27 protein-coding genes are annotated in these 24,083 nt (G+C 64.0%); 16 read left to right on the forward strand and 11 right to left on the reverse strand.

The genetic code is table 11. From position 1 onward, the window contains the following. Window positions 1-31: 31 nt before the first annotated feature. Together FHP91_RS08385 and FHP91_RS08390 are read left to right on the forward strand one after the other, a co-directional pair. Window positions 32-931 (forward strand): glutamate/aspartate ABC transporter substrate-binding protein, encoded by a 900-nt coding sequence (locus FHP91_RS08385; RefSeq protein WP_222105147.1) that lies wholly within the window; start codon window positions 32-34, stop codon window positions 929-931. Further along, window positions 931-1,905 (forward strand): asparaginase, encoded by a 975-nt coding sequence (locus tag FHP91_RS08390; protein ID WP_144309137.1) that lies wholly within the window; start codon window positions 931-933, stop codon window positions 1,903-1,905. The genes FHP91_RS08385 and FHP91_RS08390 overlap by 1 nt, the downstream gene beginning before the upstream one ends. 13 nt (window positions 1,906-1,918) lie before the next feature. Here the strand turns inward: FHP91_RS08390 and cysB are convergent, their stop codons facing one another. Then, the gene (cysB, locus tag FHP91_RS08395; RefSeq protein WP_144309138.1) at window positions 1,919-2,860 is read right to left on the reverse strand and encodes an HTH-type transcriptional regulator CysB; all 942 of its coding nucleotides are present in this window, start codon (window positions 2,858-2,860) and stop codon (window positions 1,919-1,921) included. Between the two features lie 143 nt (window positions 2,861-3,003). On the opposite strand from cysB, the gene FHP91_RS08400 reads away from it, so the two are divergent. The 8 genes from FHP91_RS08400 to FHP91_RS08430 all read left to right on the forward strand — a co-directional run bounded on the left by FHP91_RS08400 (window position 3,004) and on the right by FHP91_RS08430 (window position 9,946). Further along, window positions 3,004-3,783, forward strand: coding sequence for a sulfite exporter TauE/SafE family protein (locus FHP91_RS08400; RefSeq protein WP_144309139.1), 780 nt, complete (start codon window positions 3,004-3,006; stop codon window positions 3,781-3,783). Between the two features lie 11 nt (window positions 3,784-3,794). Next, window positions 3,795-5,480: a nitrite/sulfite reductase gene (locus FHP91_RS08405; protein ID WP_144309140.1), complete on the forward strand. Its 1,686-nt coding sequence runs from the start codon at window positions 3,795-3,797 to the stop codon at window positions 5,478-5,480. Then, a complete protein-coding gene (locus tag FHP91_RS08410; RefSeq protein WP_144309141.1) occupies window positions 5,473-5,997 on the forward strand; it encodes a DUF934 domain-containing protein in 525 nt (174 codons plus the stop codon). Before FHP91_RS08405 ends, FHP91_RS08410 begins: the two co-directional genes overlap by 8 nt. Continuing rightward, window positions 5,994-6,761, forward strand: a complete 768-nt coding sequence (locus FHP91_RS08415; protein WP_144309142.1) for a phosphoadenylyl-sulfate reductase — start codon at window positions 5,994-5,996, stop codon at window positions 6,759-6,761. Before FHP91_RS08410 ends, FHP91_RS08415 begins: the two co-directional genes overlap by 4 nt. Window positions 6,762-6,785: 24 nt before the next feature. After that, on the forward strand, window positions 6,786-6,908 hold the full coding sequence (locus FHP91_RS21605; protein WP_281281778.1) for a hypothetical protein: 123 nt from the start codon (window positions 6,786-6,788) through the stop codon (window positions 6,906-6,908). An 8-nt stretch (window positions 6,909-6,916) separates the two neighbouring features. Beyond that, complete coding sequence (gene cysD / locus FHP91_RS08420; RefSeq protein ID WP_144309143.1) at window positions 6,917-7,831, forward strand: sulfate adenylyltransferase subunit CysD; 915 nt, start codon at window positions 6,917-6,919, stop codon at window positions 7,829-7,831. A 46-nt stretch (window positions 7,832-7,877) separates the two neighbouring features. Next, a complete protein-coding gene (cysN, locus tag FHP91_RS08425) occupies window positions 7,878-9,158 on the forward strand; it encodes a sulfate adenylyltransferase subunit CysN (protein ID WP_144309144.1) in 1,281 nt (426 codons plus the stop codon). Window positions 9,159-9,511: 353 nt separating this feature from the next. Beyond that, entirely contained in the window at window positions 9,512-9,946 is a 435-nt protein-coding gene (locus FHP91_RS08430) for a CBS domain-containing protein (protein WP_144309145.1), read from the forward strand. Window positions 9,947-10,038: 92 nt separating this feature from the next. Here the strand turns inward: FHP91_RS08430 and FHP91_RS08435 are convergent, their stop codons facing one another. Together FHP91_RS08435 and FHP91_RS08440 are read right to left on the reverse strand one after the other, a co-directional pair. Beyond that, window positions 10,039-10,350: a DUF2853 family protein gene (locus tag FHP91_RS08435; RefSeq protein WP_144175273.1), complete on the reverse strand. Its 312-nt coding sequence runs from the start codon at window positions 10,348-10,350 to the stop codon at window positions 10,039-10,041. Between the two features lie 129 nt (window positions 10,351-10,479). Then, window positions 10,480-12,609 (reverse strand): AsmA family protein, encoded by a 2,130-nt coding sequence (locus FHP91_RS08440; protein ID WP_144309146.1) that lies wholly within the window; start codon window positions 12,607-12,609, stop codon window positions 10,480-10,482. Window positions 12,610-12,898: 289 nt separating this feature from the next. On the opposite strand from FHP91_RS08440, the gene FHP91_RS08445 reads away from it, so the two are divergent. Next, complete coding sequence (locus tag FHP91_RS08445) at window positions 12,899-13,444, forward strand: phasin family protein (protein ID WP_144175267.1); 546 nt, start codon at window positions 12,899-12,901, stop codon at window positions 13,442-13,444. A 73-nt stretch (window positions 13,445-13,517) separates the two neighbouring features. Here the strand turns inward: FHP91_RS08445 and FHP91_RS08450 are convergent, their stop codons facing one another. Then, complete coding sequence (locus FHP91_RS08450; protein WP_144309148.1) at window positions 13,518-14,561, reverse strand: ornithine cyclodeaminase; 1,044 nt, start codon at window positions 14,559-14,561, stop codon at window positions 13,518-13,520. 10 nt (window positions 14,562-14,571) lie between these two features. After that, the gene (locus FHP91_RS08455; RefSeq protein WP_144309149.1) at window positions 14,572-15,462 is read right to left on the reverse strand and encodes a dimethylarginine dimethylaminohydrolase family protein; all 891 of its coding nucleotides are present in this window, start codon (window positions 15,460-15,462) and stop codon (window positions 14,572-14,574) included. A 123-nt stretch (window positions 15,463-15,585) separates the two neighbouring features. Between FHP91_RS08455 and FHP91_RS08460 the strand changes: the two genes are divergently transcribed. The 3 genes from FHP91_RS08460 (at window position 15,586) to FHP91_RS08470 (ending at window position 17,441) form a co-directional block, all read left to right on the forward strand. After that, entirely contained in the window at window positions 15,586-16,029 is a 444-nt protein-coding gene (locus FHP91_RS08460; protein WP_246116257.1) for an Lrp/AsnC family transcriptional regulator, read from the forward strand. A gap of 85 nt (window positions 16,030-16,114) precedes the next feature. Next, complete coding sequence (locus FHP91_RS08465) at window positions 16,115-16,513, forward strand: DUF2721 domain-containing protein (protein ID WP_144309150.1); 399 nt, start codon at window positions 16,115-16,117, stop codon at window positions 16,511-16,513. A gap of 70 nt (window positions 16,514-16,583) precedes the next feature. Beyond that, complete coding sequence (locus FHP91_RS08470; RefSeq protein ID WP_144309151.1) at window positions 16,584-17,441, forward strand: hypothetical protein; 858 nt, start codon at window positions 16,584-16,586, stop codon at window positions 17,439-17,441. Between the two features lie 7 nt (window positions 17,442-17,448). Here FHP91_RS08470 and FHP91_RS08475 read toward each other — a convergent pair whose 3' ends face one another. From FHP91_RS08475 to FHP91_RS08485, 3 genes are read right to left on the reverse strand one after another with little or no spacing between them, the layout of a single operon-like run. After that, window positions 17,449-18,192 carry a toll/interleukin-1 receptor domain-containing protein gene (locus FHP91_RS08475; protein WP_186301485.1) on the reverse strand — a complete coding sequence of 248 codons (744 nt, stop codon included), beginning with the start codon at window positions 18,190-18,192 and terminating at the stop codon, window positions 17,449-17,451. Window positions 18,193-18,252: 60 nt separating this feature from the next. Further along, window positions 18,253-19,005 carry a TSUP family transporter gene (locus FHP91_RS08480; protein WP_222105148.1) on the reverse strand — a complete coding sequence of 251 codons (753 nt, stop codon included), beginning with the start codon at window positions 19,003-19,005 and terminating at the stop codon, window positions 18,253-18,255. After that, window positions 18,998-19,411 (reverse strand): carboxymuconolactone decarboxylase family protein, encoded by a 414-nt coding sequence (locus FHP91_RS08485; protein ID WP_144309153.1) that lies wholly within the window; start codon window positions 19,409-19,411, stop codon window positions 18,998-19,000. Before FHP91_RS08485 ends, FHP91_RS08480 begins: the two co-directional genes overlap by 8 nt. A gap of 125 nt (window positions 19,412-19,536) precedes the next feature. Here FHP91_RS08485 and FHP91_RS08490 point away from each other — a divergent pair, with 125 nt between their 5' ends. After that, complete coding sequence (locus FHP91_RS08490; RefSeq protein ID WP_144309154.1) at window positions 19,537-20,373, forward strand: hypothetical protein; 837 nt, start codon at window positions 19,537-19,539, stop codon at window positions 20,371-20,373. 139 nt (window positions 20,374-20,512) lie between these two features. Then, a complete protein-coding gene (gene gorA / locus FHP91_RS08495) occupies window positions 20,513-21,871 on the forward strand; it encodes a glutathione-disulfide reductase (protein WP_144309155.1) in 1,359 nt (452 codons plus the stop codon). A 49-nt stretch (window positions 21,872-21,920) separates the two neighbouring features. Here gorA and FHP91_RS08500 read toward each other — a convergent pair whose 3' ends face one another. The 3 genes from FHP91_RS08500 to FHP91_RS08510 form a co-directional block, all read right to left on the reverse strand. Next, window positions 21,921-22,139 carry a dodecin family protein gene (locus tag FHP91_RS08500; protein ID WP_144309156.1) on the reverse strand — a complete coding sequence of 73 codons (219 nt, stop codon included), beginning with the start codon at window positions 22,137-22,139 and terminating at the stop codon, window positions 21,921-21,923. A 123-nt stretch (window positions 22,140-22,262) separates the two neighbouring features. Then, window positions 22,263-22,970: an alanyl-tRNA editing protein gene (locus tag FHP91_RS08505; RefSeq protein WP_144309157.1), complete on the reverse strand. Its 708-nt coding sequence runs from the start codon at window positions 22,968-22,970 to the stop codon at window positions 22,263-22,265. Window positions 22,971-22,988: 18 nt separating this feature from the next. After that, entirely contained in the window at window positions 22,989-23,864 is an 876-nt protein-coding gene (locus FHP91_RS08510) for an AEC family transporter (RefSeq protein ID WP_144309158.1), read from the reverse strand. Window positions 23,865-24,083: the final 219 nt, after the last annotated feature.

The following is a 24,083-nucleotide window of genomic DNA, read 5'->3' on the forward strand; positions in this document are numbered from 1 at the left end:
TACCGCCTTTGCCAGTTCGCGAGAGCCACCTGTGATCCGACAAGGCCTGCTGATTCTCCTCACCGCTTTTGCCGCAGTCGGCGCCCACGCCGACACCTCGCCCAGCGTCGATGACACGCTGACCGCCATCCGCGAGCATGGCGCCGTCCGGCTGGGCCATCGCCTGTCGTCCATCCCCTTTTCCTATCTCGACGAAGAGGGTCAGGTGGTTGGCTATTCGCACGAGCTGGCGCTGAAGATCGTCGACGCCATCCGTCAGCGCCTCGGCAACCCCAAGCTGCCGGTCGAACTGGTGCCAATCACCTCCGGCAACCGCTTCCGCCTGATCCACAAGGGCGAGATCGATTTCGAGTGTGGCTCGACCACGCACAACTCCGAGCGCGCCAAGCGGGTGAGCTTTTCCAACACCATCTTCGTCATCGGCACCCGCCTGCTGACCCGCCGCGACTCGGGCATTGCCGACTTCAACGATCTCAACGCCAAGCGCGTGGTCACCACGGCCAGCACCACCTCCGAGCACCTGCTGCGGCAAATGAAGGAAGAGCGTCAGATCGACCTGACCCTGATCACCGCCCGCGATCACGGCGAGAGCTTTCTCACACTGGAGACCGGTCGCGCCGACGCCTTCATGCTTGACGACGCCCTGCTCTATGGCGAACGCGCCAAATCGCTTCGGCCGGCCGACTGGGTGGTTACCGGCACGCCGCGCTCCTTCGAAGCCTACGGCTGCATGCTTCGCAAGGGCGATCAAGCCATGAAGAAACTGATCGACGACACGCTCGCCCAACTGATGACCTCCGGCGAGGCCGAGCGCATCTACACGCGCTGGTTCATGCAGCCGATTCCACCCAAGCAGCTGAATCTCAATTTCCCACTCTCCGACAGCATGCGCGCGCTGTTTCGCGAGCCCAACGACAAGCCCTTCCAGTGATGCCCCTGACGCCGCGACTGACCCTGATCACCACCGGCGGCACCATTGCCGGCCAGGCAGTCAGCGCGGCCGACACCACCGACTACACCGCGGGCGCACTTGATCCGTCCGCGCTCATTGCCGCCGTACCCGGCTTGACCGACCTCGCTCAACTGCGAGTCGACGCGCTGCTCTCCATCGATAGCAAGGACATGAGCCCGGCGCACTGGCTGACACTGCTCGCGCGCGTGCACTATCACCTGGCGCAGGCTGACTGCGACGGTGTGGTCATCACCCACGGCACCGACACGCTCGAAGAAACCGGCTGGTTTTTGCACCTCTGCCTGCCACCGGGCAAGCCGGTGGTAATGACCGCCGCCATGCGTCCGGCCACGGCGCTGTCGGCCGACGGCCCGATGAATCTATATCAGGCGATCGCCGTGGCTGCACACACTTCCAGTACAGACCAAGGCGTTCTGGTGGTGATGAACGGACACATCTTCGCCGCCGCGGACATCGTCAAGGCCGACACACAAGCGCTGGGCGCCATCACAGCGCCGACGCGCGGCCCACTCGGCACGGCACAGCCAGTGCAGTTCTACCACCCGATAGCGCTCACGCAGGCCGGCTGCATTCCAACCGATGCACTGGCCGGTCAGACCGAGCTACCCCGCGTCGACATCCTTTATGTCGCCGCGGGCAGCGACCCCGATCTGCTCTCTGCAGCCGTGGAGCGTGGCGCGCAGGGCATCGTCCTCGCCCTGCCAGGCAACGGCAGCCTGCCCGAAAATTGGCGGCGTCCCGCACTCGCCGCACTCGCCAGGGGGATTTCGGTAATCCGCTCAACCCGCGTCGGCCATGGGCGCGTGGCTCACTCGACAGACGCCGCGCTTCCCGCTGCCAGCGGTGAGCTCAACCCGGCCAAGGCGCGCATCGCGCTGATGCTCGCGCTGGCAATTGGCACGCCCGAACTCAGCGCGCGTCTCTTCGCCTGAGCAACGCCGGCGGCTACAAGCCGGGGTCGGTCCCGCCGCCGGCCCGTGCGGCCTCGACCACATGTCGGTTCAGCGCCGGCGCAAACAGCTCAACAAACGCATAGATATAACCACGCAACCACACATTGCGGCGAATGCCGATGCGCGTGGTGCTCGACTCGAACAAATGGCCTGCGTCGTTCATGCCCAGCCCTTTGTCCATCAGCGGATCGAAGGCCATGCTGGCCACGATGCCGATACCCAGGCCCATGCGCACATAGGTCTTGATCACGTCCGAGTCGATGGCGGTCAGCACCACATTCGGCTTCAGCCCACGCCCCAGAAACGCCTTGTTCATCTGACCGCGGCCGGTAAACGCCGAGTCATAAGTGATGATCGGCCAGCGTGCGATCTCCTCCAGGCTCAACGGCTTGGCCTTGAGAATGGGATGATCTGACGGCGCCACCACGCCGCGATTCCACTGGTAGCACGGCAGCATCACCAGATCGGGGTAGTCGGAAATGGCCTCGGTCGCGATCACCAAATCGGCGTCGCCCGACAACACCATGTCGCAGACCTGGCGCGGGCTGCCCTGATGCAACTCCAGCCGCACCCTGGGGTAACGCCGGGTGAACTCGGCGATCACCTTGGGCAGCTTGTAGCGCGCCTGGGTGTGGGTGGTGGCAATCGACAGCCGCCCCTGCCCCTCGTTGCGAAACTCCTCGCCCACCCGGTGCAGGTTGTCGGCATCGGCCAGTACCCGGCGCGCGATGTTCAGCATCTCGCGGCCCGGCTCGGTCACATCGACAATCCGCTTGCCGTGGCGCACAAAGATCGCCACGCCCAGCTCCTCCTCCAACGCCCGGATCTGCTTGGACACCCCCGGCTGAGAGGTAAACAAGGTCTCGGCCGCTTCCGACACGTTCAGCCCGTTGCGATCGACTTCAACGATGTAGCGCAATTGCTGGAAATTCACGATCACCGCTCCAGTTTGCCGGCCAGATGCCTCAGTCGCACGGCAGTCTAAATAACTTTTGATTATTTAAGTTTAACCCACTGCCCCTGTTCCGATCTATCCGCAATCCGTACGATGCAATGCAACATTACAGGTTGGATTCCATGGACTTTGCCTACACCATCGCCGGATTTGCCGTTGGCGCCATCGTCGGACTCACCGGCGTGGGCGGCGGTTCGCTGATGACGCCCCTGCTGGTGCTGATGTTCGGCATTCACCCCTCGGTGGCCGTGGGCACCGACCTGCTCTATGCCGCCATCACCAAGGCCGGCGGTACGCTGGCGCATAGCCTCAAGGGCTCGGTGGATTGGCAGATCACCCGAACCCTGGCAACCGGCAGCATCCCGGCGGCGCTGATCACCCTGTGGGCGGTCCATCGTTACGCCCCCGGCGGCATGGGCGGCGCCACGCATGTGATCACCTTTGCGCTCGGCGTGGCACTGGTGCTGACCGCCGTGGCCATCGTGTTCCGGACTCGCATTCAGGCGTTTTCATCCCGCGTGATGGGCGACACCCCGAACCCGGTGCGCACCCGCAATCTCACCATTGCCACCGGTGCCGTGCTCGGCGTGCTGGTATCGATTTCATCGGTCGGCGCCGGTGCGCTGGGTGTGACGGCCTTGTTCTTTCTGTATCCTGCGCTGCCTTCGCTGCGCATCGTCGGCTCCGACATCGCGCATGCGGTGCCGCTCACGGCCGTGGCCGGCATGGGCCACTGGGCGCTGGGCACGGTTGACTGGGCATTGCTCGGCAGCCTGTTGATCGGCTCCCTGCCCGGCATCTGGCTTGGCAGCCATGTTTCAGCGCGGGTCCCCGACCGCGTTCTGCGTCCGATCCTGGCCAGCACCCTGGTGCTGGTGGGCGCAAAGATGATTACTCACTGAGAGAAAACAATATGTATCGCTACGACGATTACGATCAGCAGTTGGTGGATGAGCGCGTCGCGCAATTCACCGACCAGACGCGCCGCTACTTCGCTGGCGAACTGACCGAAGAAGAATTCCTGCCGCTGCGGCTGCAGAACGGCATCTACATCCAGCGGCACGCACCGATGCTGCGTCTGGCGATCCCCTACGGTAACCTGCGCGCCGATCAGGTCCGCATGTACGGCCACATCGCCCGCACCTACGACCGCGGCTACGGCCACTTCACCACGCGCCACAACATGCAGTTCAACTGGTGCGAGCTGGAGAAGATGCCCGAGATCCTCGCCAAGCTGGCCACCGTGCAACTGCACGCCATCCAGACCTCGGGCAACTGCATCCGCAACACCTCGACCGACCCTTTCGCCGGCGTCGCCGAAGACGAGCGTATCGACCCGCGCCCGTGGTGCGAGCTGATTCGCCAGTGGAGCACCTTCCACCCTGAATTCGCCTACCTGCCGCGCAAGTTCAAGATCGCCGTCAATGGCGCCGAAGAAGACCGTGCCGTCATTCGCTGCCACGACATCGGCCTTGAGCTGATCAAGAACGATGCGGGCGAGACGGGCTTCCGCATTTTTGTCGGCGGCGGCCTCGGCCGCACCCCGATCATCGGCGAAGAGATCGCCAGCTTTGTGCCCTGGCAGCATCTGCTCACCTATTGCGAATCGATCCTGCGGGTGTACAACCGCTTCGGCCGCCGAGACAACAAGTTCAAGGCGCGCATCAAAATCATCGTCAAATCGCTGGGTATCGACGAGTTCCGCCGGCGCGTCGAAGCGGACTGGGCCCACTTCAAGGACGGCCCGAGCACGCTGACCCAGCAAGAACTCGACCGCGTCGCCGCCTGTTTTGTCGACCCCGACTACAAGACGCTGCCGAAGACCGACGCCGGCTATGTGCAGGCACAGGCCGATAGCAAGCCCTTTGCGGCCTGGGTCAAGCGCAATGTGCGCGGCCACAAGCGGCCGGGCTACGCCAGCGTGGTGCTGTCGCTGAAGAAAACCGGCGTACCGCCGGGCGACGTGACCGACGCCCAGCTCGACCTGATCGCCGATCTGGCCGACCGTTACAGCTTCGGCGAAGTGCGCATCACCCACGAGCAGAACGTGGTGCTCGCCGACGTCGAGCAGTCTGCGCTGTTCGCCCTGTGGGAACAGGCCCGCGCCGGCGGCCTGGCCACGCCCAACATCGGCCTGCTGACCGACATGATCTGCTGCCCGGGCGGCGATTTCTGCAGCCTCGCCAACGCCAAGTCGATCCCCATCGCCGAGGCCGTTCAGCGCCGCTTCGACGACCTCGACTACCTGCACGACATCGGCGAACTGGAGCTCAACATCTCCGGCTGCATGAACGCCTGTGGCCACCACCACGTCGGCCACATCGGCATTCTCGGCGTCGATAAGAACGGCGAGGAGTGGTACCAGATCACCATCGGCGGGCGCCAGGGCAACCTGACCCATCTGGGCAAGGTGATCGGCCCGTCCTTCGCCGCGGCCGACGTGCCCGACGTGATCGAGACCCTCGTCAACACCTATGTTGCGCATCGCCACGAGGGCGAGCGCTTTATCGACACCGTGCATCGCATCGGTGCCGACCCGTTCAAGCAAGCCGTGTATGGCGACAAGACGCCGGCACAAAGGAAGGTAGCCAATGGCTAAGCTCATCAAAAACCAGCAGATCCTCGACGACACCTGGCAGGTGCTGACGCCGGAAGACGGCGCCGATGCGGCGACCGTTGCCGTGCCCGCCGGCCAATGGATTGTCCCGCTCGCCGTGTGGCAGGCCCAGCCGGCACTTGCCGCGCGCGGCGATGTCGCCCCCCTGCTCGAGGGCGCCGACGACCCGGCCGACCTCGCCGACCAGCTCGGCACACTGTCGCTGGTCGCGGTGAACTTCCCGCGCTTTGCCGATGGTCGCGGCTACTCGATCGCCACCTTGCTACGCAGCCGCTACGGCTACACCGGCGAGTTACGGGCGATCGGTGACGTGTTGCGCGATCAGTTCAACTACTTCACCCGCTGCGGTTTCGATGCCCTGCAGCCGCCGGTCGACAAATACACCGACGCCCAGCTGGGCGCCGCGCTGGCCAGCCTGAAGGACTTCACCGATCCCTATCAGGCCTCCGCCACCTTCCGCGACCCGCTGTTCCGTCGCCACGCGAGGCACGCCGCATGAGCACCGTGTCCCCCCTTCGCCCTGCCGCCGGCAACCCGGCAACCCGGCCGGCGCTGACCGATGCGCAGCGGACCGCCGTCGCCACCAAGTCCGATGAAGCGCTGGCGCTGCTGCAGGCCGCCGTCGCCGAGTTCGGCGCCGAAGGCCAGCTGACCTTCGCCAACAGCTTCGGCGCCGAAGACATGGTGCTCACCGATCTGATCCTGAAAAACAGCCTGCCGATCGAGATCTTCTCGCTCGACACCGGCCGCCTGCCCGCCGAAACCTATGCTCTGATGGGCGAGGTGGAGTCGCGCTACCACACCAAACTCAAGGTGTTCTTCCCCGACACGGCTGCGGTCGAAGCCTATGTGCGCGGTGAGGGCATCAACGCCTTCTACGACTCCATGGACTTGCGCAAACGCTGCTGCCACATCCGCAAGGTCGAGCCGCTCGGCCGCGCGCTGGCCGGCAAAAAAGCCTGGATCACCGGCCTGCGGGCCGCGCAGGCCGCCACGCGCACCAATCTGCCGACCCGCGCCTTCGACGCCGACAATGGCCTCGAAAAACTCAACCCGCTGGCCGCCTGGTCGGAGAGCGATGTGTGGGCCTACATCCGAATCGAGAATGTGCCCTACAACGCCCTGCACGATCAGTTTTACCCGAGCATTGGCTGCGCACCCTGTACCCGCGCCGTCGCCCTCGGCGAAGACGTCCGCGCCGGTCGCTGGTGGTGGGAAGACCCCACCGCCAAGGAATGCGGCCTGCACGTCAAAAAGTCCTGAGCCAACTCACAGGAGGATGACCCCATGCCCAAGGCACATCATCTGCACCCCTCGCTGAGCCAGACCCTCATGCTGCGCCTCGCTGCGCTGCGCGCCGGCCTGCGCGCCGCCCTCCGCGCCCTGCTCGCCCGAAACACGCACCGCTGAGAAATTTCATGACCACGCTCACCCAACAAACGCTCTCTCATCTCGACTGGCTCGAAGCCGAAGCCATCCACATCATGCGCGAGGTGGCCGGCCAGTGCAGCAGCCCGGTGCTGCTGTTTTCCGGCGGCAAGGACTCGGTGTGCATGCTGCGCATCGCCGAAAAGGCGTTCCGCCCGGGACGCTTCCCCTTCCCGCTGATGCACATCGACACCGGCCACAATTACCCGGAAGTCATCGCCTTCCGCGACAAGCGCGCCGCCGAGCTGGGCGAGCGCCTGATCGTGCGCTCGCTCGAAGACTCCATGGCGCGCGGCAGCATCGTGCTCAAGCACGAGCACGAATCGCGCAACAAGCACCAGTCGGTGACCTTGCTCGAAGCCATCGAAGAATTCGGCTTCGACGCCTGCATCGGTGGTGCCCGCCGCGATGAAGAAAAGGCGCGCGCCAAGGAGCGGATCATGAGCTTCCGCGACGAGTTCGGTCAGTGGGACCCGAAGAACCAGCGCCCCGAGCTGTGGAACCTCTACAACGCACGCAGCCACAAGGGTGAGAACATCCGCGCCTTCCCGATCAGCAACTGGACCGAGCTCGACGTGTGGCAGTACATCCAGCGCGAGCAGCTCGAACTGCCATCGATCTACTTTGCCCACACCCGCCCGGTCGTGCGCAAAGGCGACCTACTGATGCCAGTCACCGACCTGACTCCGGCCAAACCGGGCGACACGATCGAAGAGGTGATGGTGCGCTTCCGCACCGTCGGCGACGTGAGCTGCACCGCCCCGGTGGCCTCCGACGCCGACACTGTCGACAAGATCCTCGCCGAGACGGCCACCACCACCATCACCGAACGCGGCGCCACGCGCATGGACGACCAGACCTCTGAGGCGTCCATGGAGCAGCGCAAGAAAGAAGGCTATTTCTGAGCACGCCTGACCCGCACGTGAAGCACACGAAATTCAAGGAAACATGATGTCCGCACTCGAACACCTGCCCGAAATCGACAACGGCCTGCTGCGCTTTCTGACCTGCGGCAGCGTCGACGACGGCAAGAGCACCCTGATCGGCCGTCTGCTGTTCGACAGCAAGACCATCCTCGCCGACACGCTCAACGCCATGGAAAAGACCTCGGCCAGGCGCGGAATGACCGCCGTCGACCTCTCCCTGCTCACCGACGGCCTGCAAGCCGAGCGCGAACAAGGCATCACCATCGACGTGGCCTACCGCTACTTCTCGACCGGCACGCGCAAGTACATCATCGCCGACGCGCCCGGCCACGAGCAGTACACCCGCAACATGGTCACCGCGGCGTCCACCGCCAACCTGGCCATCATCCTGGTCGACGCGCGCAAGGGCATGCTCAACCAGACCCGCCGCCACTCGACGCTCGCCCACCTGCTCGGCATTCCGCACCTGCTGGTGGCGATCAACAAGATGGATCTGGTCGATTACGACCAGGCCACCTACGAGAACATCAAGGCCGAATACCTCAAGTTCGCGCACAAGATGGGCCTCAAGGATGTGCGCTTCATCCCGCTGTCGGCGCTCAGTGGCGACATGGTGGTCGAGCGCGGCGAGCGCATGCCCTGGTACGAAGGCCCCACGCTCATCAACATCCTCGAAACCGCCCCGGCCGCCCACACCGAGCGTCCGGAAGCCTTCCGCTTCCCGGTGCAATTCGTGTGCCGCCCGCAGGACTCCGCCAACCCCGAACTGCACGACTACCGCGGCTTCATGGGCCGGGTCGAGTCCGGCGAAATTGCCGTCGGCGACGCGGTCACCGTGCTGCCTAACGGGCTCAGCAGCCGGGTCAAAGCCATCGAGATTGGCGGCCAGAAAATCGAACGCGCGATCCACGAGCAATCGGTCACCTTGCTGCTCGACGACGAGATCGACACCTCGCGCGGCGACATGATCGTCAAGAGCGCCGAAGCCCCCGAGGCCGTCAAGCAGATCGACGCCAACGTCTGCTGGATGTCCGAGACCCCGATGTCGCCGGCGCGCACCTACCTGATCCGCCACACCTCACGCGAGGTGAAAGCCAAGATCGCCAAGATCGACTACCGCCTCGACATCAACACCATGGAGCACGAGCCGGTCGACACGCTGGCAATGAACGACATTGCCCGCCTCACGCTCAAGCTCGCCCAACCGATCTTTGCCGACCCCTATCGCAGCAACCGCGCGACGGGCGCCTTCATCATCATCGATGAATCGACCAACAACACGGTTGGCGCCGGCATGATCGTCTGATCGCACCTCGCGATGGACACAAAAGGCCATGCCCCGCATGGCCTTTTTCTTGCCCGAAAAGCGCCCCATGGCGGTGCGACACGCCTTGAAAGCACCACCATGACGCATCCTTTTCGCACGCGCCCGCCGCTGCACTGCAATGTATTCTCCTGTACCAGCGCCGACACTTCACGCCTGGATAGGGCTCACTCAAACAGTGCAGCGCAACATGATTTTGTCTCGTCGACTGGCACGAAAGACGCTTAGCTTTACCTGCCCCAAGACTTTCACAGGCGGTAGCAAAGACCTGGCGGCCTGCCAGCACAGGTCTTCAGCTCGACATATCGTCATACATGATCGACAAGGAGAGACACATGCCAGAACGTCCCATTCAGCAAGTGATTCACGCTCACTGCTTTCTCGTGGTGGCACCCGACACCCCGGTGCTTGACGTTGTCTGTCAGATGGCCAAAGCCAGGCTCAGCGCGGCGCTGATCGCCGAGCATGGCGTCTTGACCGGCATCTTCACCGAACAGGACGCTACCTTCCGGGTGCTTGGCGCCGGCCTCGATGCCAAGACCACGCCGGTATCGGAGGCGATGACCCACAACCCGATCACAAGCACGCCTCACCACCCCTTCGGGCATGCGCTGCACATGATGTACGAGGGCGGCTTTCGCCATCTTCCGATCGTGGACGCCAACCGCAAACCCGTCGGCATGGTCAGCAGCAAGGACGCGCTCAGCCTTGAGGCGGTTCAACTTCAGAAAGAACTCGTACGACGCGAAGAGATCACGGTCATCCTCTGACATGCGTCGATAACGTCGACAAAAAACGCACCCCGAAAGGTGCGTTTTTCTTTGCTTCGCCGTCGCCGCCCCAGCGCGGTCGACGGGCTGGCTCAGGCCAGCTTGCCCAGCGTACCGGTAGCTTCGGCCAGCAGGTAGTAGAAGGTGACGCGGCTCTTTTGATTCACGCCCTTCATCTTCTCGCATACCTTGGCGATGCCGGCATCGGCGGCATCCGGCTCGAGTTCCAGTTTTTTCTTGGCGAATCCGTCACGCACCCGATCCAGTTCTGCCTTGTCGGACGCCGACACGAGAGAAGAATCCTTGTTGCGCAGCGCAATGCCGCAGTACTTCACGATCTTGTCCACAACCGCAGCATCCGCCTTGGGTGCAAATTTCTGTACGTCAGCCAAATAATCGCTCATCGTCCAACCTCCTTGTCATGAATGCACTACTAAGCGCTGCAAAACTAACATGATCCTGCGCCGAATGGCGCACGCAACCCAGCCAACATGGCATTCTTGACAAAATTACCCAAATTCAGCGTTTCGCGTTTATCGAAACAAGCCGCCCAGACCTTTCTTCAGCTCTTCCTTGAGCTGATCTTTCGCCTTTTCGCGCACCGCCTCCACCTTCTCTTTGGCGGCGGCCTTTTCCTGTTCGAGCCGGCCCTTCAGCGCGCCGGCCAGCAAGGCCTCGGCATCCAGCGCGTACTTCGGGTCGGAGAAGCTGCCGGTCACATGCACCGGCACCGTCACGCCCTTGACCTTGTCAAGCGACTTGCCACCTTGGCCGGTCAATGTGCCGACCAGCGAGGCTTCGATCCGGTAGTCGATCGCTTCGCTGACCAGATTGGCCGTCCCGGCGCCGCCCACGCGCAGCAGTGGCGAGCGCATTGCCAGGTCATCGTTGCGAGCCACGCCGCCACCGAGCACCACGCTCGCTTTAAGATCCGAAAAATCAGTCTGGGCCGGGCCACTGGCTTGCTCCGCCTTCTGCCCCGTCAATTGCGCCTGCGCTTCTCGCAAAAACTGAGCCACGTTGACGCCTTTGACCGCGCCATCGAGCACGGCCAATGTCGTGGTGCCGGCGAGGCTGCGCTTGAGCGTGGGCGCATCAAGCCCGCTGCCTTTCAGGTCAAAACCCACGCGTGCGCGCCCGGTCAGCTTTTCGGGCTTGCCGGTCAGGTCACGCAGCAACGGACCGATCTGTACGTCGGTCACGCCGCCACCGACCGTCAGGGCCGGCGTTTTTGGACGAACGTCGAGACTGACCTGGCTGTCGAGCCGGCCGTCATATAGCGTGGCCTTGGGGGTGACTTCGATTCGCCCGCCCGCGGCCTTGATTCCCACATCCACCGCACTGGCCTGCAAGCCGCTCAACTTAAGCTTTCCGATCCGGACACGGCCCGCCGCATCCAGGGTACGCAGCCCCCCGCTCGTTGGCGGCGCGGCGGCCGGATCATTGACCGGTGCGCTGCCCGAAGCGGCCGCACTGCCATTGGCCGCAGTGGGCGGCAGGTAGCTGTCGACATCCAGCGCATCGAGCGACACGTCAAATCGCAAGGCACTTTTTGCCAGATCGGTGACTTCAAGCTGGCCGGTCATCTTGCTGTCATCCAAGGTCGCGTTCAGATCGCTCAGGGCGACGCGCGTAGGCGTGGCAGTGAGTACGGCCTTGATCGCAGCGCGCTTGAGGCGCTCCGGATTCGCGGTACGCGGCGCCTCGATATTCAAGCGCGCCAGTAGCTCGCGGGGATTCAGGCCTTCGAGTACCACCGGCCCGGTCAATACCATGGCGTCCATCAGGCCCGAGCCTTCGAGCGCGCCGGTGAGGGCTACATCATAGGCTTTCAAGGAGAGCCCCTTGACGGACAGTGTGCCCTGAGCCAGATCCGCCGCCACATCGGCCATCAGCCCCGCATCGATGCGCCCGCCGGGCACGCCCGCGCCATCGGCTTTGAGCCCAGCCCGCAGGCCAATCAGGTTGTAACGCTTGGCGGCCAGATCGAGCGAGGCCTTTGCGCTGACCGAGAGCCGCCCTTGTATCGCCGGATCACTCGCCGAAAAGCTGGCACCCAGGTCGATGTTGAAGGGCACGCCGGGCGCGATTTCGCCGGTCTGGATGTCCACATCGCTGAGGCTGTGCTTTGCCTGTGTCGTTTCGTCTTCCCATCGGATCACCGCATCCTGAATATCCACGCCGCCCACCGCCAGGGCCGAGGGGTGGCCATCCGACGCCTCACCCGGACCCGGCCCGCCAGCCTCTGGTGCCGGCTCCGGCTCGACCAGGTCGTCCCAGTTGGTTTTTCCGTCGGCCCGGCGCTCGAGGCTCAGCTGCAGACCTTTGAGCACCACTCGGTCGACGGCGACCTCCTTGCGCAGCAAGGGCAGCAGCTTGACCCGCGCCTCGGCTGCGGTCAGCGCGGCGAACGGCCGATCCGAAAATCCCGGGGCATTGCCGAGTTCGGCCGCACCCAGTTCGAAGCCAAGCCAGGGAAACACGGACAATTTCATCTCGCCAGACAGGGTCAACTGACGACCGGTCTGCTCGGCCACCAGTTCGCTGAGCCGGTCGCGGTAATCATTGGCATCAAAAACAAAGGCAAGGTACGCCGCCAAGGCGGCCATGAGCACCAGTACCAGCAGGCCGAGGCCCACCACAATGCGCAACGCAGATTTCATTGAATATCCATTTCTTGAGCGGAATGCCGTGCGACTCAGGCTATCAGCCCACCCGGGACGTCACAAGCGCGGTCACGACGCATTTACCCATCCTTACGAAATCCGTCGGCAGCCCCGGCCTCGGCCGCGCGAGGCCTTACCGAAGAAGCCGATCGGACAAGAGTCATGCCGCACTGCAACAAAATTATCTTTACTTTCTTTTCTCGCCTGCTACTATTGAATTGTGCATTGCAGCATTTCCATGAAATCAGCCGCTTGGCAGTCACTCAATCTGACAGGAGAGTTCATCATGATGACCAAAGACACCCTCATCGCTTCCCACGCCGACGCACTGGACACCTTGTCCGCACTCGTCGGGATCGGCTTCGACACCATCGAGCGCTCGGGCACGCTGAGCCTCGACTTCGGCCGCGCCGGGCTGGAAGACGGCTTCAAGCTGGCCTCCGATCTGGCAGCCGTTCGCGAGCCGAAAGCACTGCTGGCGCTTGGCGCCAGTGCCGTCGCCCCGGCCCTGAGCCGCAGCGTGGGTTATCTGCGCACCAGCTATGCGATTGCCTCGGAAGCGGGCGAGTCCATCAACGCCGTGCTGGCACCGAAGTACGCTTCGATCAACAAGGACCTGGACAAGGCGATCGACGCGCTGTCGGTCAGCACCCCGGTCGGCGGCGAGGTGATTGCCAAGGCGCTGAAGTCGGCCATGTCGGCAACAAACTCGGCCATTGAAGACGCGGCCAAGACCACGCGCAAAGTCGTCGAAATGACCGAGTCGAACATCAACAAGGCCACTGACGCAGCGGTCAAATCCGCCACCAAGGCCGCCAAGAAGGTCGCCTGATCTCACTGGCGTCAGCCACAAGGACAATCCCCCGCCCGGCACATGCCAGGCGGGGGATTTTTCTTTTGATCGCTCAGATCACATTCGCCGTCATGGCGCCGACCGGCGCCACGAGCGAGAACAGATCACGCGGGTCGTCGAGCGCAGGCACCAGCGCCAGCGGGCGCCCCACACCGTCGGGCACCGCTCGGGTATGCAAATAACGCAGTGCCGCAAAGTCTTCGAGCGCAAAACCGACCGAATCGAACACCGTCACCTCCCGGGCGTCGGCGCGCCCCGGCAGTTTGCCGGCGAGCACCTGCCACAGTTCGAGCACCGGAAAATCGGCCGGCATCTGCTGGATCTCGCCTTCGTCCCGCGTCTGCGCCTCCAGTTCCACCACCACGCGGGCGCGCTTGAGAATGGCCGGATCGAGCTCCGTCTTGCCCGGGCAGTCCCCGCCCACGGCGTTCAGATGCACGCCGGCAGGCACCATCGCATCCGTCAGAATCGTCGCCTGTCGCTTGTCAGCGGTCACGGTGGTGATGATATCCGCCCCGGCCAGCGCCGCCGCGACGCTCGGCATCGCCTCGATCCGCAGGCCGGGCACCTGCGCCAGATTGCGCTGCAGGCGGGCGGTCGCCGCCGGGGCCACGTCATAGGCCTGAATGCGCTTGATGCCCAGCAAGGCATGAAACGCCAGCGACTGGAACTCGCTTTGCGCGCCATTGCCGATCAGCGCCATGCAGCGCGCATCGGGCCGCGCCATGGCCTGCGCAGCCAGCGCCGAGGTGGCCGCGGTGCGCAAGGCGGTGGTCAGCGTCATTTCGGACAGCAGCAGCGGATAGCCGGTGTCGACCTCCGCCAGCAGCCCAAACGCCATCACCGTGAGCCTGCCCTCGCCGGCGTTCTTGGGGTGGCCGTTCACATATTTGAAGCCGTACAGCACCCCATCGCAGGCCGGCATCAACTCAATCACGCCCACTGGCGAATGACTGGCCACGCGCGGGGCTTTCTCGAAAGCCTCCCAGCGCAGGTAATCCTGGCGGATCGCCTCCGCCATCTCGACCAGCACCGATGCCACGCCACGTCGGCGCAGCCAGCGCTGAAGATCGGGTACATCGATGAAATGCGTCATGATGCTCTCCTCAGGCCACCGCCACCACCGGGTCGGCATGGCGGGCCGCTGCGCTATGGCGGTCCAGACGCAAGGTCATGCAGAACGCGCCCCCGCCGGACATCATGAAGGGCGACAGATCCACCTCCCGTACCTGGTAGCCGCGCTCGGTAAGCACACTGCGCAGCCGGTCGGTTGTGCGGCTCATCACCACCTGCCGCCCCACGCTGACTGCGTTCACACTGAAATGCGCCAGATCGTCCTCGGTGGCTTCGATCAATTGCTCGGCCGGCACACGCTCGCGCAGACGCGCCAGCGAATCGACCGACAAAGCCGGCGGGTAGTACAAAATCTCGCCGCCGGCGAGCGGGCAGAAACACACATCCAGGTGATAGGAGCGCTCGGTGATCAGCGCCAGCGGCACCACGGGCTGACCAAAATAGTCCGCCACCGCTTTGACCGAGGCCTGGTTCGAACGCTGCCCCCAGCCCACCCAGAACAGCCCACGCGTGGCATCCCACAGGCAGTCGCCTGCGCCTTCCTGAAACACGCCATCGGGCAGCGTCGCGACCTCGCTCAGCACGCCGGCCACACGCAAGGCGGCAAAGGCGCGGGCAAACGGCGCCTCTTCGCCCTGGCGTTCGGCATGACGAAAGCGGGCAAGCAGCAAGCGGCCATCGAGCACGATGCCCGCATTGGCGGGAAATACCATGTCGGGCAGGCCGGGCTCTCCATCAATGACGGTCAAGCGGCAACCGGCCGCACGCAAGGCCTCCGAAAGTGCATTGAAGCTGCGTCGCGCCTGCGCGCCAAAACCCGCAGTGTCCTGCAGCCAGCGTTCGGGCTGCATCCACGGGTTGATCGCGTAGCTCACCGTGTAGTGCGTCGGAGCCACCAGCAGGATGTGCGCCTGTGCGTTCATGTCAAAGCCTCTCGTCAGCGACGCTGGCCCTTCCAGAGTCACTCCAAGCATGGATGGTCCACGCATCAACATAAAGACACGCAATTGATCATTACTGCCAGCATTCCTGCCATAATGTCAGCCATGCCTGACGTAATGCATGATATCGACGACACCGACCGCCAGCTCATCGCCTTGCTGCGCGACGATGCCCGCCTGCCGGTGGCGACCCTCGCACGCACGCTGCGGGTGGCGCGGGGCACGGTGCTCAATCGTCTGCGCAAACTCGAAACCAGCGGCGTGATTGCGGGCTACTCGGTGCGCCTCAAGCCGGCCGCCGAAGCGCATCGCATCCGCGCCTGGATGGGCATTGCGGTCGAAGGCAACACCACCGAGGCCGTCCTCAAAGCCTTGCGCGGCGAGCCGGCGGTGCAAACCCTGCACTCAACCAACGGCCGCTGGGACTTTGTCGCCGAGATCCGCGCCGACACGCTCGAAGCCTTTGACCGAGCGCTCGGCCGGGTGCGCAGCATCGACGGCATTGCCAACACCGAAACCAGCATCCTGCTGTCGACCCATAAGGTGTAGTTTGGTGATGGGTTATTGAAAGCCGCCTCCATCACCCCATCACCCCATCACCAATCACCAATCACCAATCACCAATCACCAACAAATGGACATCACCACCCCCGCCCTGCTGTTTCCCGCCATCTCGCTGCTGCTGCTGGCTTACACCAACCGCTTTCTCACCCTGGCGCAGGTGATCCGCCAATTGGCCAGCGACGAAGGCGGCGACATGGCGCTGGCCCGGGCGCAGATCCCCGGCCTCAAGCGACGCATCAGCCTGATCCGCTCCATGCAGACCTTCGCTGTCATCAGCTTCTTGCTCTGCGCACTGGCCATGCTCGCGATCTTTCTGGTGCACAGCACGCTCGGCCACTGGTTGTTTGGTCTGTCGATCATCACGCTGGCGGTGTCACTGGTGCTCTCGCTGGTTGAAGTGGTGATCTCCACGCAGGCGCTATCCGTAGTGGTGACCGATCTCGAACGCCGAATCGGCAAACACGGCTAAGTCCGACTCAGATCAAAGCCAGCCGGCGCGCGCGCGGGCATACTCCGCGACGAAAAATCCGGAGAATTTCATGCTGCGCACCCTGATTACGGCCACCGCGCTTGTCGCTGGCGGCCTCGTCGCCTTGCCCGCCCACGCCATCGACTGGCAGGACAACTCGCTCACCTACACCACCGGCAACCGCTTCACCGAGCCCGCCAATCGCTCGCCGGTGCGCAAGGACATCCTGGAGTTCGTGCATGTCAGCGGCTACAGCCACGGCATGAACCTGGCCAGCATCAAGATGCTGCGCTCCGACGACATCGACCCCGCCAAAGACAGCAATCACGGCGCGACCGAGTTCTACATCGTCTATCGCCATCTGCTGTCGCTGGGCAAGGTCTTCGACCAATCACTGGCCGTCGGCCCCATCCACGACGTAGCGCTCACCGCCGGCTTCGACTGGAACAGCAAGGACAACCGCTTCGCCCCGCGCAAGCGCCTGCTGGTGCTCGGCCCGACGCTGCGCTTCAAGATTGCCCCGCCGGGTTTTCTCGATGTCTCGCTGCTGATGGCCAAGGAGTGGAATCACTGCGGTCTGCCGCCGTGCAAGGCGCCGGGCAATGAAGAAAACATCGGCTTCGACGCCTACCCCATGCTGCACGCTGCCTGGCGCGTGCCCTTTGCGCTGGGGGGCGTGCCAGTGCGATTTGAGGGCTTCTTTGCCCACGCCTTTCGTACCGGCGAGGACTACACCGGCCGCAAGGTCGGCGAAGAATTCCTGATGCGCACGGCCTTGATGGCCGATGTCGGCGCGGCCGTGGGCAGCACGCCGAATCGCTTTTTCATGGGTGTCGGCTACGAGATGTGGCGCAACAAGTTTGGCAACCAGGACATGCCGGGCGTGGATACCAACACGCCGACGCTGCATGCGCGCTGGCACTTCTGAAAGCGGTCTAAAACAAGACTTTGATCTGTTCCACGGTGATGGCGATCACCCGGTCAAGCATCCGGTTGACCTCGTTGCCGCCGAGCGCGCGAACCAGGATATAGATCACCGCCAGGCTCACCGTCGCCCCAAACAGCTTGCCCAGCCGGCCAGCGGCCCAGCGCGCAAACCCGCCGTTGCCGCCATGCTCACCATTGGCAGCCGTCCGTGCCGCATCATTCACACGTTCGCGCAGCACATCGAACAGATCCCGCTCGCCATTGCCGCTGCGCGACTTGAGTTGGCGCGTAAGCTCGGGCGACACGCGCGATAGCTGCATCGCCAGCGCATCGATGTCCTCCGACCAACGTTGATCCGACACACTGAAGGCTTGCCGCCCAGCCAGCGGGGCGAGACTGTCGGGCAGTTGGTCCGGCCAGGGCATGGTCGCGCCCCCCACCAGCACCGGAACAATCGGCACATCGCGCGCCAGCGCCCGCTCGATCTCCATCCGCACCCAATCGTCGGGCGAATCGAGCCGCAGCCGGCCTTCCGCGTCACGCTGATCTATCCAGCCACGACCGATCACCACCAGCACAACTTCGGCGGCATTCAGGCGGTCTTCGAGATGGCGTGCAAAATCGCTGCCGGCGGGAATTTCGCGGTCACGAAACACCTGCGCGTCGCCAAAACGCTCCGACAGATCGTCATCCAGCCGCCCGGCAAACCCCTGGCTGTCGTCCCGACGGTAACTGATGAAGATGCTTGCCATAGCCGCAGCATAGCAACCTGAACCGCCAGGCCCAAGCCGTGCAGTCAACATTCCAACTGACTAGCGCAGCAGCAAACGCAGCGCAATCGCCGCCGTCGTAATGACAATCACCGGCCGCACCAGCGCGGCGCCACGCGTGATGACCAGGTTCGAGCCCAAGCGGGCGCCGACAAACTGCGCCACCGCCATGCTCAGCGCCAGCGCCCACACCACATGACCGCCGGCAACAAAGATTGCCAGCGAGCTCACATTAGCGACCAGCACCAGCGGCTTGGTGGAGGCCGTCGCCTTGCGCATGTTGAAACCGCGCAAGCCGGCAAAGGCGGCCGCCGAGAACGAGCCCATGCCGGGGCCGAACACCCCGCCATACAAACCGAGCCCGCCGCCGACTAGCGGATCAAACACCGCGGACGACATCCGTGGCGGCGTGTCTTCGTCGGCAATGCGCGGCGACATCGCAAAGTAGCCAGCCAGCACGATCAGCACATACGGCAGCAGCCGGTCTAGCACGGCGGCGTCCATACGCTGCACCCATAGCGTGCCGATCGCAGCACCAATAAGGGCGTAGAGCAGCGCCCTACGCAGGGGCCGCAACTGCAAGTGGCCCTTGCGCAGAAAATTGAGCGTGGACGACAAGGTCCCGAACACGCTCTGACACTTGTTGGTGGCCAGCGCCTGCACTGGCGGCACGCCCGCCCACAGCAGGCAGGGCAGCACAATCATTCCGCCAGCGCCCGCGATGGAACTGATAAAACCGGCGACGAAGGCGGCCAGCGTCAGCCCGACCATCCAGACGACGGACAGATCAGGCACCCGGCGCTCCGGCGTCGAAGCAGGTATCGACCGGCACCTGCAAGGCCGTGGCCAGGTGATTGGTCTTGGCGGCCAGCGCGACGATCTTCAACAGCTCGGCGTACTGCCCCTCGCCCATGCCCTTGGCACGCGCCGCGGCGGTGTGCGAATGCACGCAATAGCCGCAGTTGTTGGCGATCGACACCGCAATGTAGAGCATCTCTTTGGTCAGCGGATCGATTTCCGATGGCGTGGCCATCACCGCTTTCACCTCCGCCCAGGTCTGCTCCAGCAGGCCGGCGTCGAAGGCCAGGTAGCGCCACATGTTGTTGATGAAGTCGGTCTGACGGGTCGCACGGATGTCATCAAACACCGCTTTCACGCGCGGGTTGGATTCCAGATCAGCGATGGGGGCAAGCGTCGACATGGCAGCGTCTCGATATGAGGAAAACGCAGAAGCGTAAACGATCACAACACGCTTGGCATCGGGGCCGACAGCGCGCGCCCGGCCTGCTAGACTCCGGCCATACCCACTGAACGAGTCTGCACGCCATGCATCCGCGCGCCCTGCCCCTCGCTTTGATTGCTCTGATCAGCCTGTCGCTCGTCGGCTGCGCCACGAGCCGTGTCGAAACCCGCCCCTCGCCACCGCTGCCGCCCGCCAACGCGCCTGCCACAAGCACGCCGACGCCAGCGCCCACACCGGCCCCGGCGGTCTCTGCCCCGGACGCCTCCGTCGCCGCACCCGTGGGCACCACAGACGAAGACGAGCTCAAGATCGACGCCAGCATTCCGGAGCTGATCGCCTTCCTCGAACAACAACCGGCCGGCCCCGACGCCACCATCGCGCAGCAACGCCTGCGCGAGCGTATCGGCGCGCGATTGATCCGCCAGGCCGGGGGCAAGAGCAACATTCGGCCCGGTAAAGACTTTCCGCTCGACGCCTTCGACACCGACGACCTGATTGCCGGCTTCGGTGACGTCGGCGTCGGCTTCCGGCTGATTGGTCACATCAAAGGCCAGAAGGGCAGCAAATCAGGCTACACCTATATCGATAGCCCCGACGCCTGGCAGCGCCTTCACGCCGGGCATGTGGTGAGTCAGGCCAGTGCCTCAAGCTCACGCCTGCTCTACGATATCCGCATGCTCCGCATCCGCCGCGAAGTGCACAGCAGCATCGAGAATGGCACCAGCGTCACCTTCTACCGCGACGCGGCCTACACCACTCAGACCGTACTGCGCCTGGGGCTGACCCGCTATTACAAAAAGGGCAAGCCCAATGGCGAGCGCCGAACCATGGGCGGCCTCGGCGCCGCCGTGGTCAAGCGCCACGGCCGCACCACCGTGTATGCCTTTGATCTGGGCGAGCAGTCGCTCATCCCGCACTAGGGCGGGTTTCAACCCGCCTTGGTCGGCTGACGCTGACCCTGCGTGACAGGGAGGCTTCGCAAGCACGACACCTGCACGAAGCCCTGTTTTCCGACCGACTGCTACACTTCCCGGCAAAGCCATCAGCACGGGGAGCACTATGTCGGACTACGATTTTGACCTCATCACCATCGGCGCAGGCTCGGGTGGCGTCGCCGCCAGCCGGCGTGCGACCGTCCATGGCGCGCGGGTCGCCATCTGCGAGGGCGACCGGGTCGGCGGCACCTGCGTGATTCGCGGTTGTGTGCCCAAAAAACTGCTGATGTATGCCTCGCAGTTTGCCGACGCCTTTGCCGATGCCCCCGGTTTTGGCTGGGAAATCGTGCCGCCCAGCTTCGACCTCGCCGCGCTGACCGCCGCCAAAAACCGCGAAACGGCGCGGCTCGAAACCATTTACCGCAAGATGCTCGCCGATGCCAAGGTCACCCTGCTCGAAGGCCAGGCGCGGCTTGTTGATGCGCACACCGTCGAAGTCGGCGGGCGCCGGGTCAGCGCCGGGCACATCCTCATCGCCACCGGCGGCACGCCCAGCGCGCCAGCCATCGACGGCCTGGAGCTGGCCATCAGCTCTAACGAGCTGCTCGATCTCACCGAATTGCCGCGCCGTCTGCTGGTGCTGGGTGCCGGCTACATCGCCGTCGAGTTCGCCGGCATCTTTGCCGGTTTTGGCAGCGAAGTAATCCAGGCCTACCGCGCCGACCTGCCACTGCGCGGCTTCGACGACGATATCCGCACCCGCCTGGCCACCGCCATGAGCGAGCGCGGCGTCGCGCTGCGGCCGGGCTTCGCGCCGGTCAAGCTTGAGCGCAGCGCCAACGGCATCCGCTGCACGGCAAAGAACGGCGAGGTGATCGAGGCCGACGTGGTGCTCTCCGCGCTCGGCCGCCGCCCCAACACCGATGGCCTCGGCCTGACCGAGGTCGGCGTCGAGCTCGACGCCAAAAGCGGCGCGATTCGGGTCAGCCCCGACTCGCGCACCACGGTCGATTCCATCTACGCCGTGGGCGATGTCACCGACCGCGCCGCCCTCACCCCGGTGGCCATCGCTGAAGGCCGCGCCTTTGCCGACACCGTGTTTGGCAACACGCCGCGCGTGGTCGACCACCGCCTCATCGCCACGGCCGTATTCAGCCAGCCGTCGATCGGCACCATCGGCTTGTCGGAACCCGACGCCATCGCCGCCGGCCATCAGGTCACGGTGTTTGAGGCCGACTTCCGACCCATGAAGCACACCCTGGCCGGGCGCACCGAGCGCGCCTACATGAAGGTGATCGTCGATACCGCCAGTGACAAGGTGCTGGGCGCCCACCTGATCGGCGCCGACTCGGGCGAAATCATCCAGGCGCTGGCCATCGCCATCACCATGGGCGCGACCAAGGCCGACCTCGACCGCACCCTGGCGGTGCACCCGACCAGCGCCGAAGAGCTGGTGCTGCTGCGCACGGCACGCGGGGCGTAATCGCTTCGGCACCATAAAAACGGCCGGGGCGCGCCCCGGCCGTTTTTGTTTATTCGAGCGGACGTTCAGTCGACCAGCACAAGGTGACTTTCATGGGCGCGCGACAGGCTTTGACCTTGCTTGTTCCGATCACTCGCTTCTGATCCCGAATCCGGGCACCGGCGACGTTTTTCTGCGTCGTGTTAGCGCGCTCGATGCCGCTCTGCATGACATCGTCAAAACGCTTCTTCGACTCGGCGATCACTTCGGTAACACGTGCAACACTCATGCGAACCTCCTTGGGGATGGCAAAAACGTCGGGCCACTCCAACGGCCCGGACAATTCACTATCTCCGCGCGCCCTGCCGCTCACAAGGCGAGGAGGTAAAACATGGTCACACGCGGCGCGGGCTTACTCGGCAAAGGCGATGGTGACCCGGCGGTTGCGCTTGCCCTCGCTACGGATCTTCACCACCTTGAGCGCGCCGATTTCGGCCGTCTGTTTCACATGCGTGCCGCCACAGGGCTGCAAGTCGACGCCCGGAATATGAATCGTCCGCACGCTGCCCTGACCACGCGGCGGCTGCACCGACATCGTCTTGACCAAACCCGGATTGGCATCGAGCTCAGCATCGGAAATCGCGCCGCACTCGACTGCGGTATCCGCCGCAACCAAAGCGTTAAGGCGGGACTCGATGTCTTCGGCAATGAGCTTATCCATGTCGATATCGAAATCGAGGTGTGCCTTGTCTTCGCTCATCTTGCCGCCAGTTACCGGCGCGGCCACCACCGCACACAGCAAATGCAGGGCGGTGTGAAAACGCATCACCCGATGCCGCCGATCCCAGTCGATGCGGGCGGTGACATGCGTGCCGACGGCCGGTAGCTTCGCCGCCTCGTCCACCAGGTGAACAATCGTGTCGCCTTCGCCCTTGACGGTGCCCAGCACCGGAATCACCGTCCCGCCGGCCTGCACCAGCACACCGGTGTCGCCCGGCTGACCTCCGCCGGTGGGGTAAAACACGCTGCGGTCGAGCACGATCCGCCCCGGCGCAGCCGACACCACCACGGCATCACACTCGCGGGCATACGCATCCTCACGAAAAACCAGCTCAGTCATCTGCGTCCTCTCAGGCAATCACGGTAAGACAAAAACCAGGGCGACCGGCAAGAACACCACCGCCGCCATGTTGCCGATCAGCACCATCGAGGCCACCTTCTCGGGCTCCTGATGATAGCGCTCGGCAAAGATATAGTTCAGCACGGCCGGCGGCAGCGCACCGAAGATCAGGATCAAGGCTTGCTGCTGCGGCGGAAAGTCGACAAGCATCAGCAAAATACCTGCAATCGCCATACCGATCAGCGGCCGCGCGACCGCACCGAACACTCCGAGTCCAATCGACGTAATCCGCGAGTCGCTCAGGCGCACCCCGAGCGCAAACAACATCAGCGGAATCGAAATCTCGCCCAGCATCCGGATCGACGTCAGCAACGGTTCCCACACCACGACACCGCTCATCCCCACCGCCAGACCGGCGAAGGTCGCCAAGACCGACGGCACTTTCCAGATCGTCATCAAGCGCACCTTGTGGTCCAGCAACCAGGCGCCGAACGAAAAATGCAGCAGGTTGGAGGCCATGAACATCACCACGAACGGCGCCAGCGCCTGCTCACCGAACGCCAGCACCGCCAGGGGCAACCCGAGATTGCCGCAGTTGTTGAACATCACCGGCGGCACCAGCGTCTTGGGCTGGATGCCCGTCGCCCGCGCCAGCGCCCAAGCCGCCAGACCGGACGCAACCACCATCACCACCGTCGCCAGCAGCAGCGGGATGTCGTTCTCCGGTCGGAACGGCTTGCTTGCCAAGGCCGCAAACACCAGCGCCGGCACAAACACATCCATGTTCAGCTTGTTGGCGTGCGCCAGATCCGGACGCATTCGACGCCCCACCACGAAGCCGACCGCCACGATGGCAAACAGTGGGAACAGGATGGCAACAATGCGTATGAGCATGGGTCGTGGGCCGGGAAGTGAAGCGTCGATTCTAACCGGCGAATCGCGGCGTCAAACGTTCTACCTGTGCGGCACGCCCGTCAAAGCCTCCATTGGCATCAGCATCTGACCCGTCCATGGGCGACGCACAACCCGGAGGCTCTACGAGAAACCCTCTCGGGGTTGTGACATATCCCAACATTCATACGTGAAATTCATGGCAAAATCCCGTTCGGAATT

This window comes from Denitromonas halophila (genome assembly GCF_007625155.1).
Lineage (GTDB): Bacteria > Pseudomonadota > Gammaproteobacteria > Burkholderiales > Rhodocyclaceae > Nitrogeniibacter > Nitrogeniibacter halophilus.

What these genes read in the sequence shown, in the direction of transcription:
- FHP91_RS08390 (WP_144309137.1), top strand. Translation starts at nt 931, where the DNA reads ATGCCCCTGACGCCGCGACTGACCCTGATCACCACCGGCGGCACCATT.
- FHP91_RS08400 (WP_144309139.1), top strand. Translation starts at nt 3,004, where the DNA reads ATGGACTTTGCCTACACCATCGCCGGATTTGCCGTTGGCGCCATCGTC.
- FHP91_RS08405 (WP_144309140.1), top strand. Translation starts at nt 3,795, where the DNA reads ATGTATCGCTACGACGATTACGATCAGCAGTTGGTGGATGAGCGCGTC.
- FHP91_RS08410 (WP_144309141.1), top strand. Translation starts at nt 5,473, where the DNA reads ATGGCTAAGCTCATCAAAAACCAGCAGATCCTCGACGACACCTGGCAG.
- FHP91_RS08415 (WP_144309142.1), top strand. Translation starts at nt 5,994, where the DNA reads ATGAGCACCGTGTCCCCCCTTCGCCCTGCCGCCGGCAACCCGGCAACC.
- FHP91_RS21605 (WP_281281778.1), top strand. Translation starts at nt 6,786, where the DNA reads ATGCCCAAGGCACATCATCTGCACCCCTCGCTGAGCCAGACCCTCATG.
- cysD (WP_144309143.1), top strand. Translation starts at nt 6,917, where the DNA reads ATGACCACGCTCACCCAACAAACGCTCTCTCATCTCGACTGGCTCGAA.
- cysN (WP_144309144.1), top strand. Translation starts at nt 7,878, where the DNA reads ATGTCCGCACTCGAACACCTGCCCGAAATCGACAACGGCCTGCTGCGC.
- FHP91_RS08430 (WP_144309145.1), top strand. Translation starts at nt 9,512, where the DNA reads ATGCCAGAACGTCCCATTCAGCAAGTGATTCACGCTCACTGCTTTCTC.
- FHP91_RS08435 (WP_144175273.1), bottom strand. Translation starts at nt 10,350, where the DNA reads ATGAGCGATTATTTGGCTGACGTACAGAAATTTGCACCCAAGGCGGAT.
- FHP91_RS08440 (WP_144309146.1), bottom strand. Translation starts at nt 12,609, where the DNA reads ATGAAATCTGCGTTGCGCATTGTGGTGGGCCTCGGCCTGCTGGTACTG.
- FHP91_RS08445 (WP_144175267.1), top strand. Translation starts at nt 12,899, where the DNA reads ATGATGACCAAAGACACCCTCATCGCTTCCCACGCCGACGCACTGGAC.
- FHP91_RS08450 (WP_144309148.1), bottom strand. Translation starts at nt 14,561, where the DNA reads ATGACGCATTTCATCGATGTACCCGATCTTCAGCGCTGGCTGCGCCGA.
- FHP91_RS08455 (WP_144309149.1), bottom strand. Translation starts at nt 15,462, where the DNA reads ATGAACGCACAGGCGCACATCCTGCTGGTGGCTCCGACGCACTACACG.
- FHP91_RS08460 (WP_246116257.1), top strand. Translation starts at nt 15,586, where the DNA reads ATGCCTGACGTAATGCATGATATCGACGACACCGACCGCCAGCTCATC.
- FHP91_RS08465 (WP_144309150.1), top strand. Translation starts at nt 16,115, where the DNA reads ATGGACATCACCACCCCCGCCCTGCTGTTTCCCGCCATCTCGCTGCTG.
- FHP91_RS08470 (WP_144309151.1), top strand. Translation starts at nt 16,584, where the DNA reads ATGCTGCGCACCCTGATTACGGCCACCGCGCTTGTCGCTGGCGGCCTC.
- FHP91_RS08475 (WP_186301485.1), bottom strand. Translation starts at nt 18,192, where the DNA reads ATGGCAAGCATCTTCATCAGTTACCGTCGGGACGACAGCCAGGGGTTT.
- FHP91_RS08485 (WP_144309153.1), bottom strand. Translation starts at nt 19,411, where the DNA reads ATGTCGACGCTTGCCCCCATCGCTGATCTGGAATCCAACCCGCGCGTG.
- FHP91_RS08490 (WP_144309154.1), top strand. Translation starts at nt 19,537, where the DNA reads ATGCATCCGCGCGCCCTGCCCCTCGCTTTGATTGCTCTGATCAGCCTG.
- gorA (WP_144309155.1), top strand. Translation starts at nt 20,513, where the DNA reads ATGTCGGACTACGATTTTGACCTCATCACCATCGGCGCAGGCTCGGGT.
- FHP91_RS08500 (WP_144309156.1), bottom strand. Translation starts at nt 22,139, where the DNA reads ATGAGTGTTGCACGTGTTACCGAAGTGATCGCCGAGTCGAAGAAGCGT.
- FHP91_RS08505 (WP_144309157.1), bottom strand. Translation starts at nt 22,970, where the DNA reads ATGACTGAGCTGGTTTTTCGTGAGGATGCGTATGCCCGCGAGTGTGAT.
- FHP91_RS08510 (WP_144309158.1), bottom strand. Translation starts at nt 23,864, where the DNA reads ATGCTCATACGCATTGTTGCCATCCTGTTCCCACTGTTTGCCATCGTG.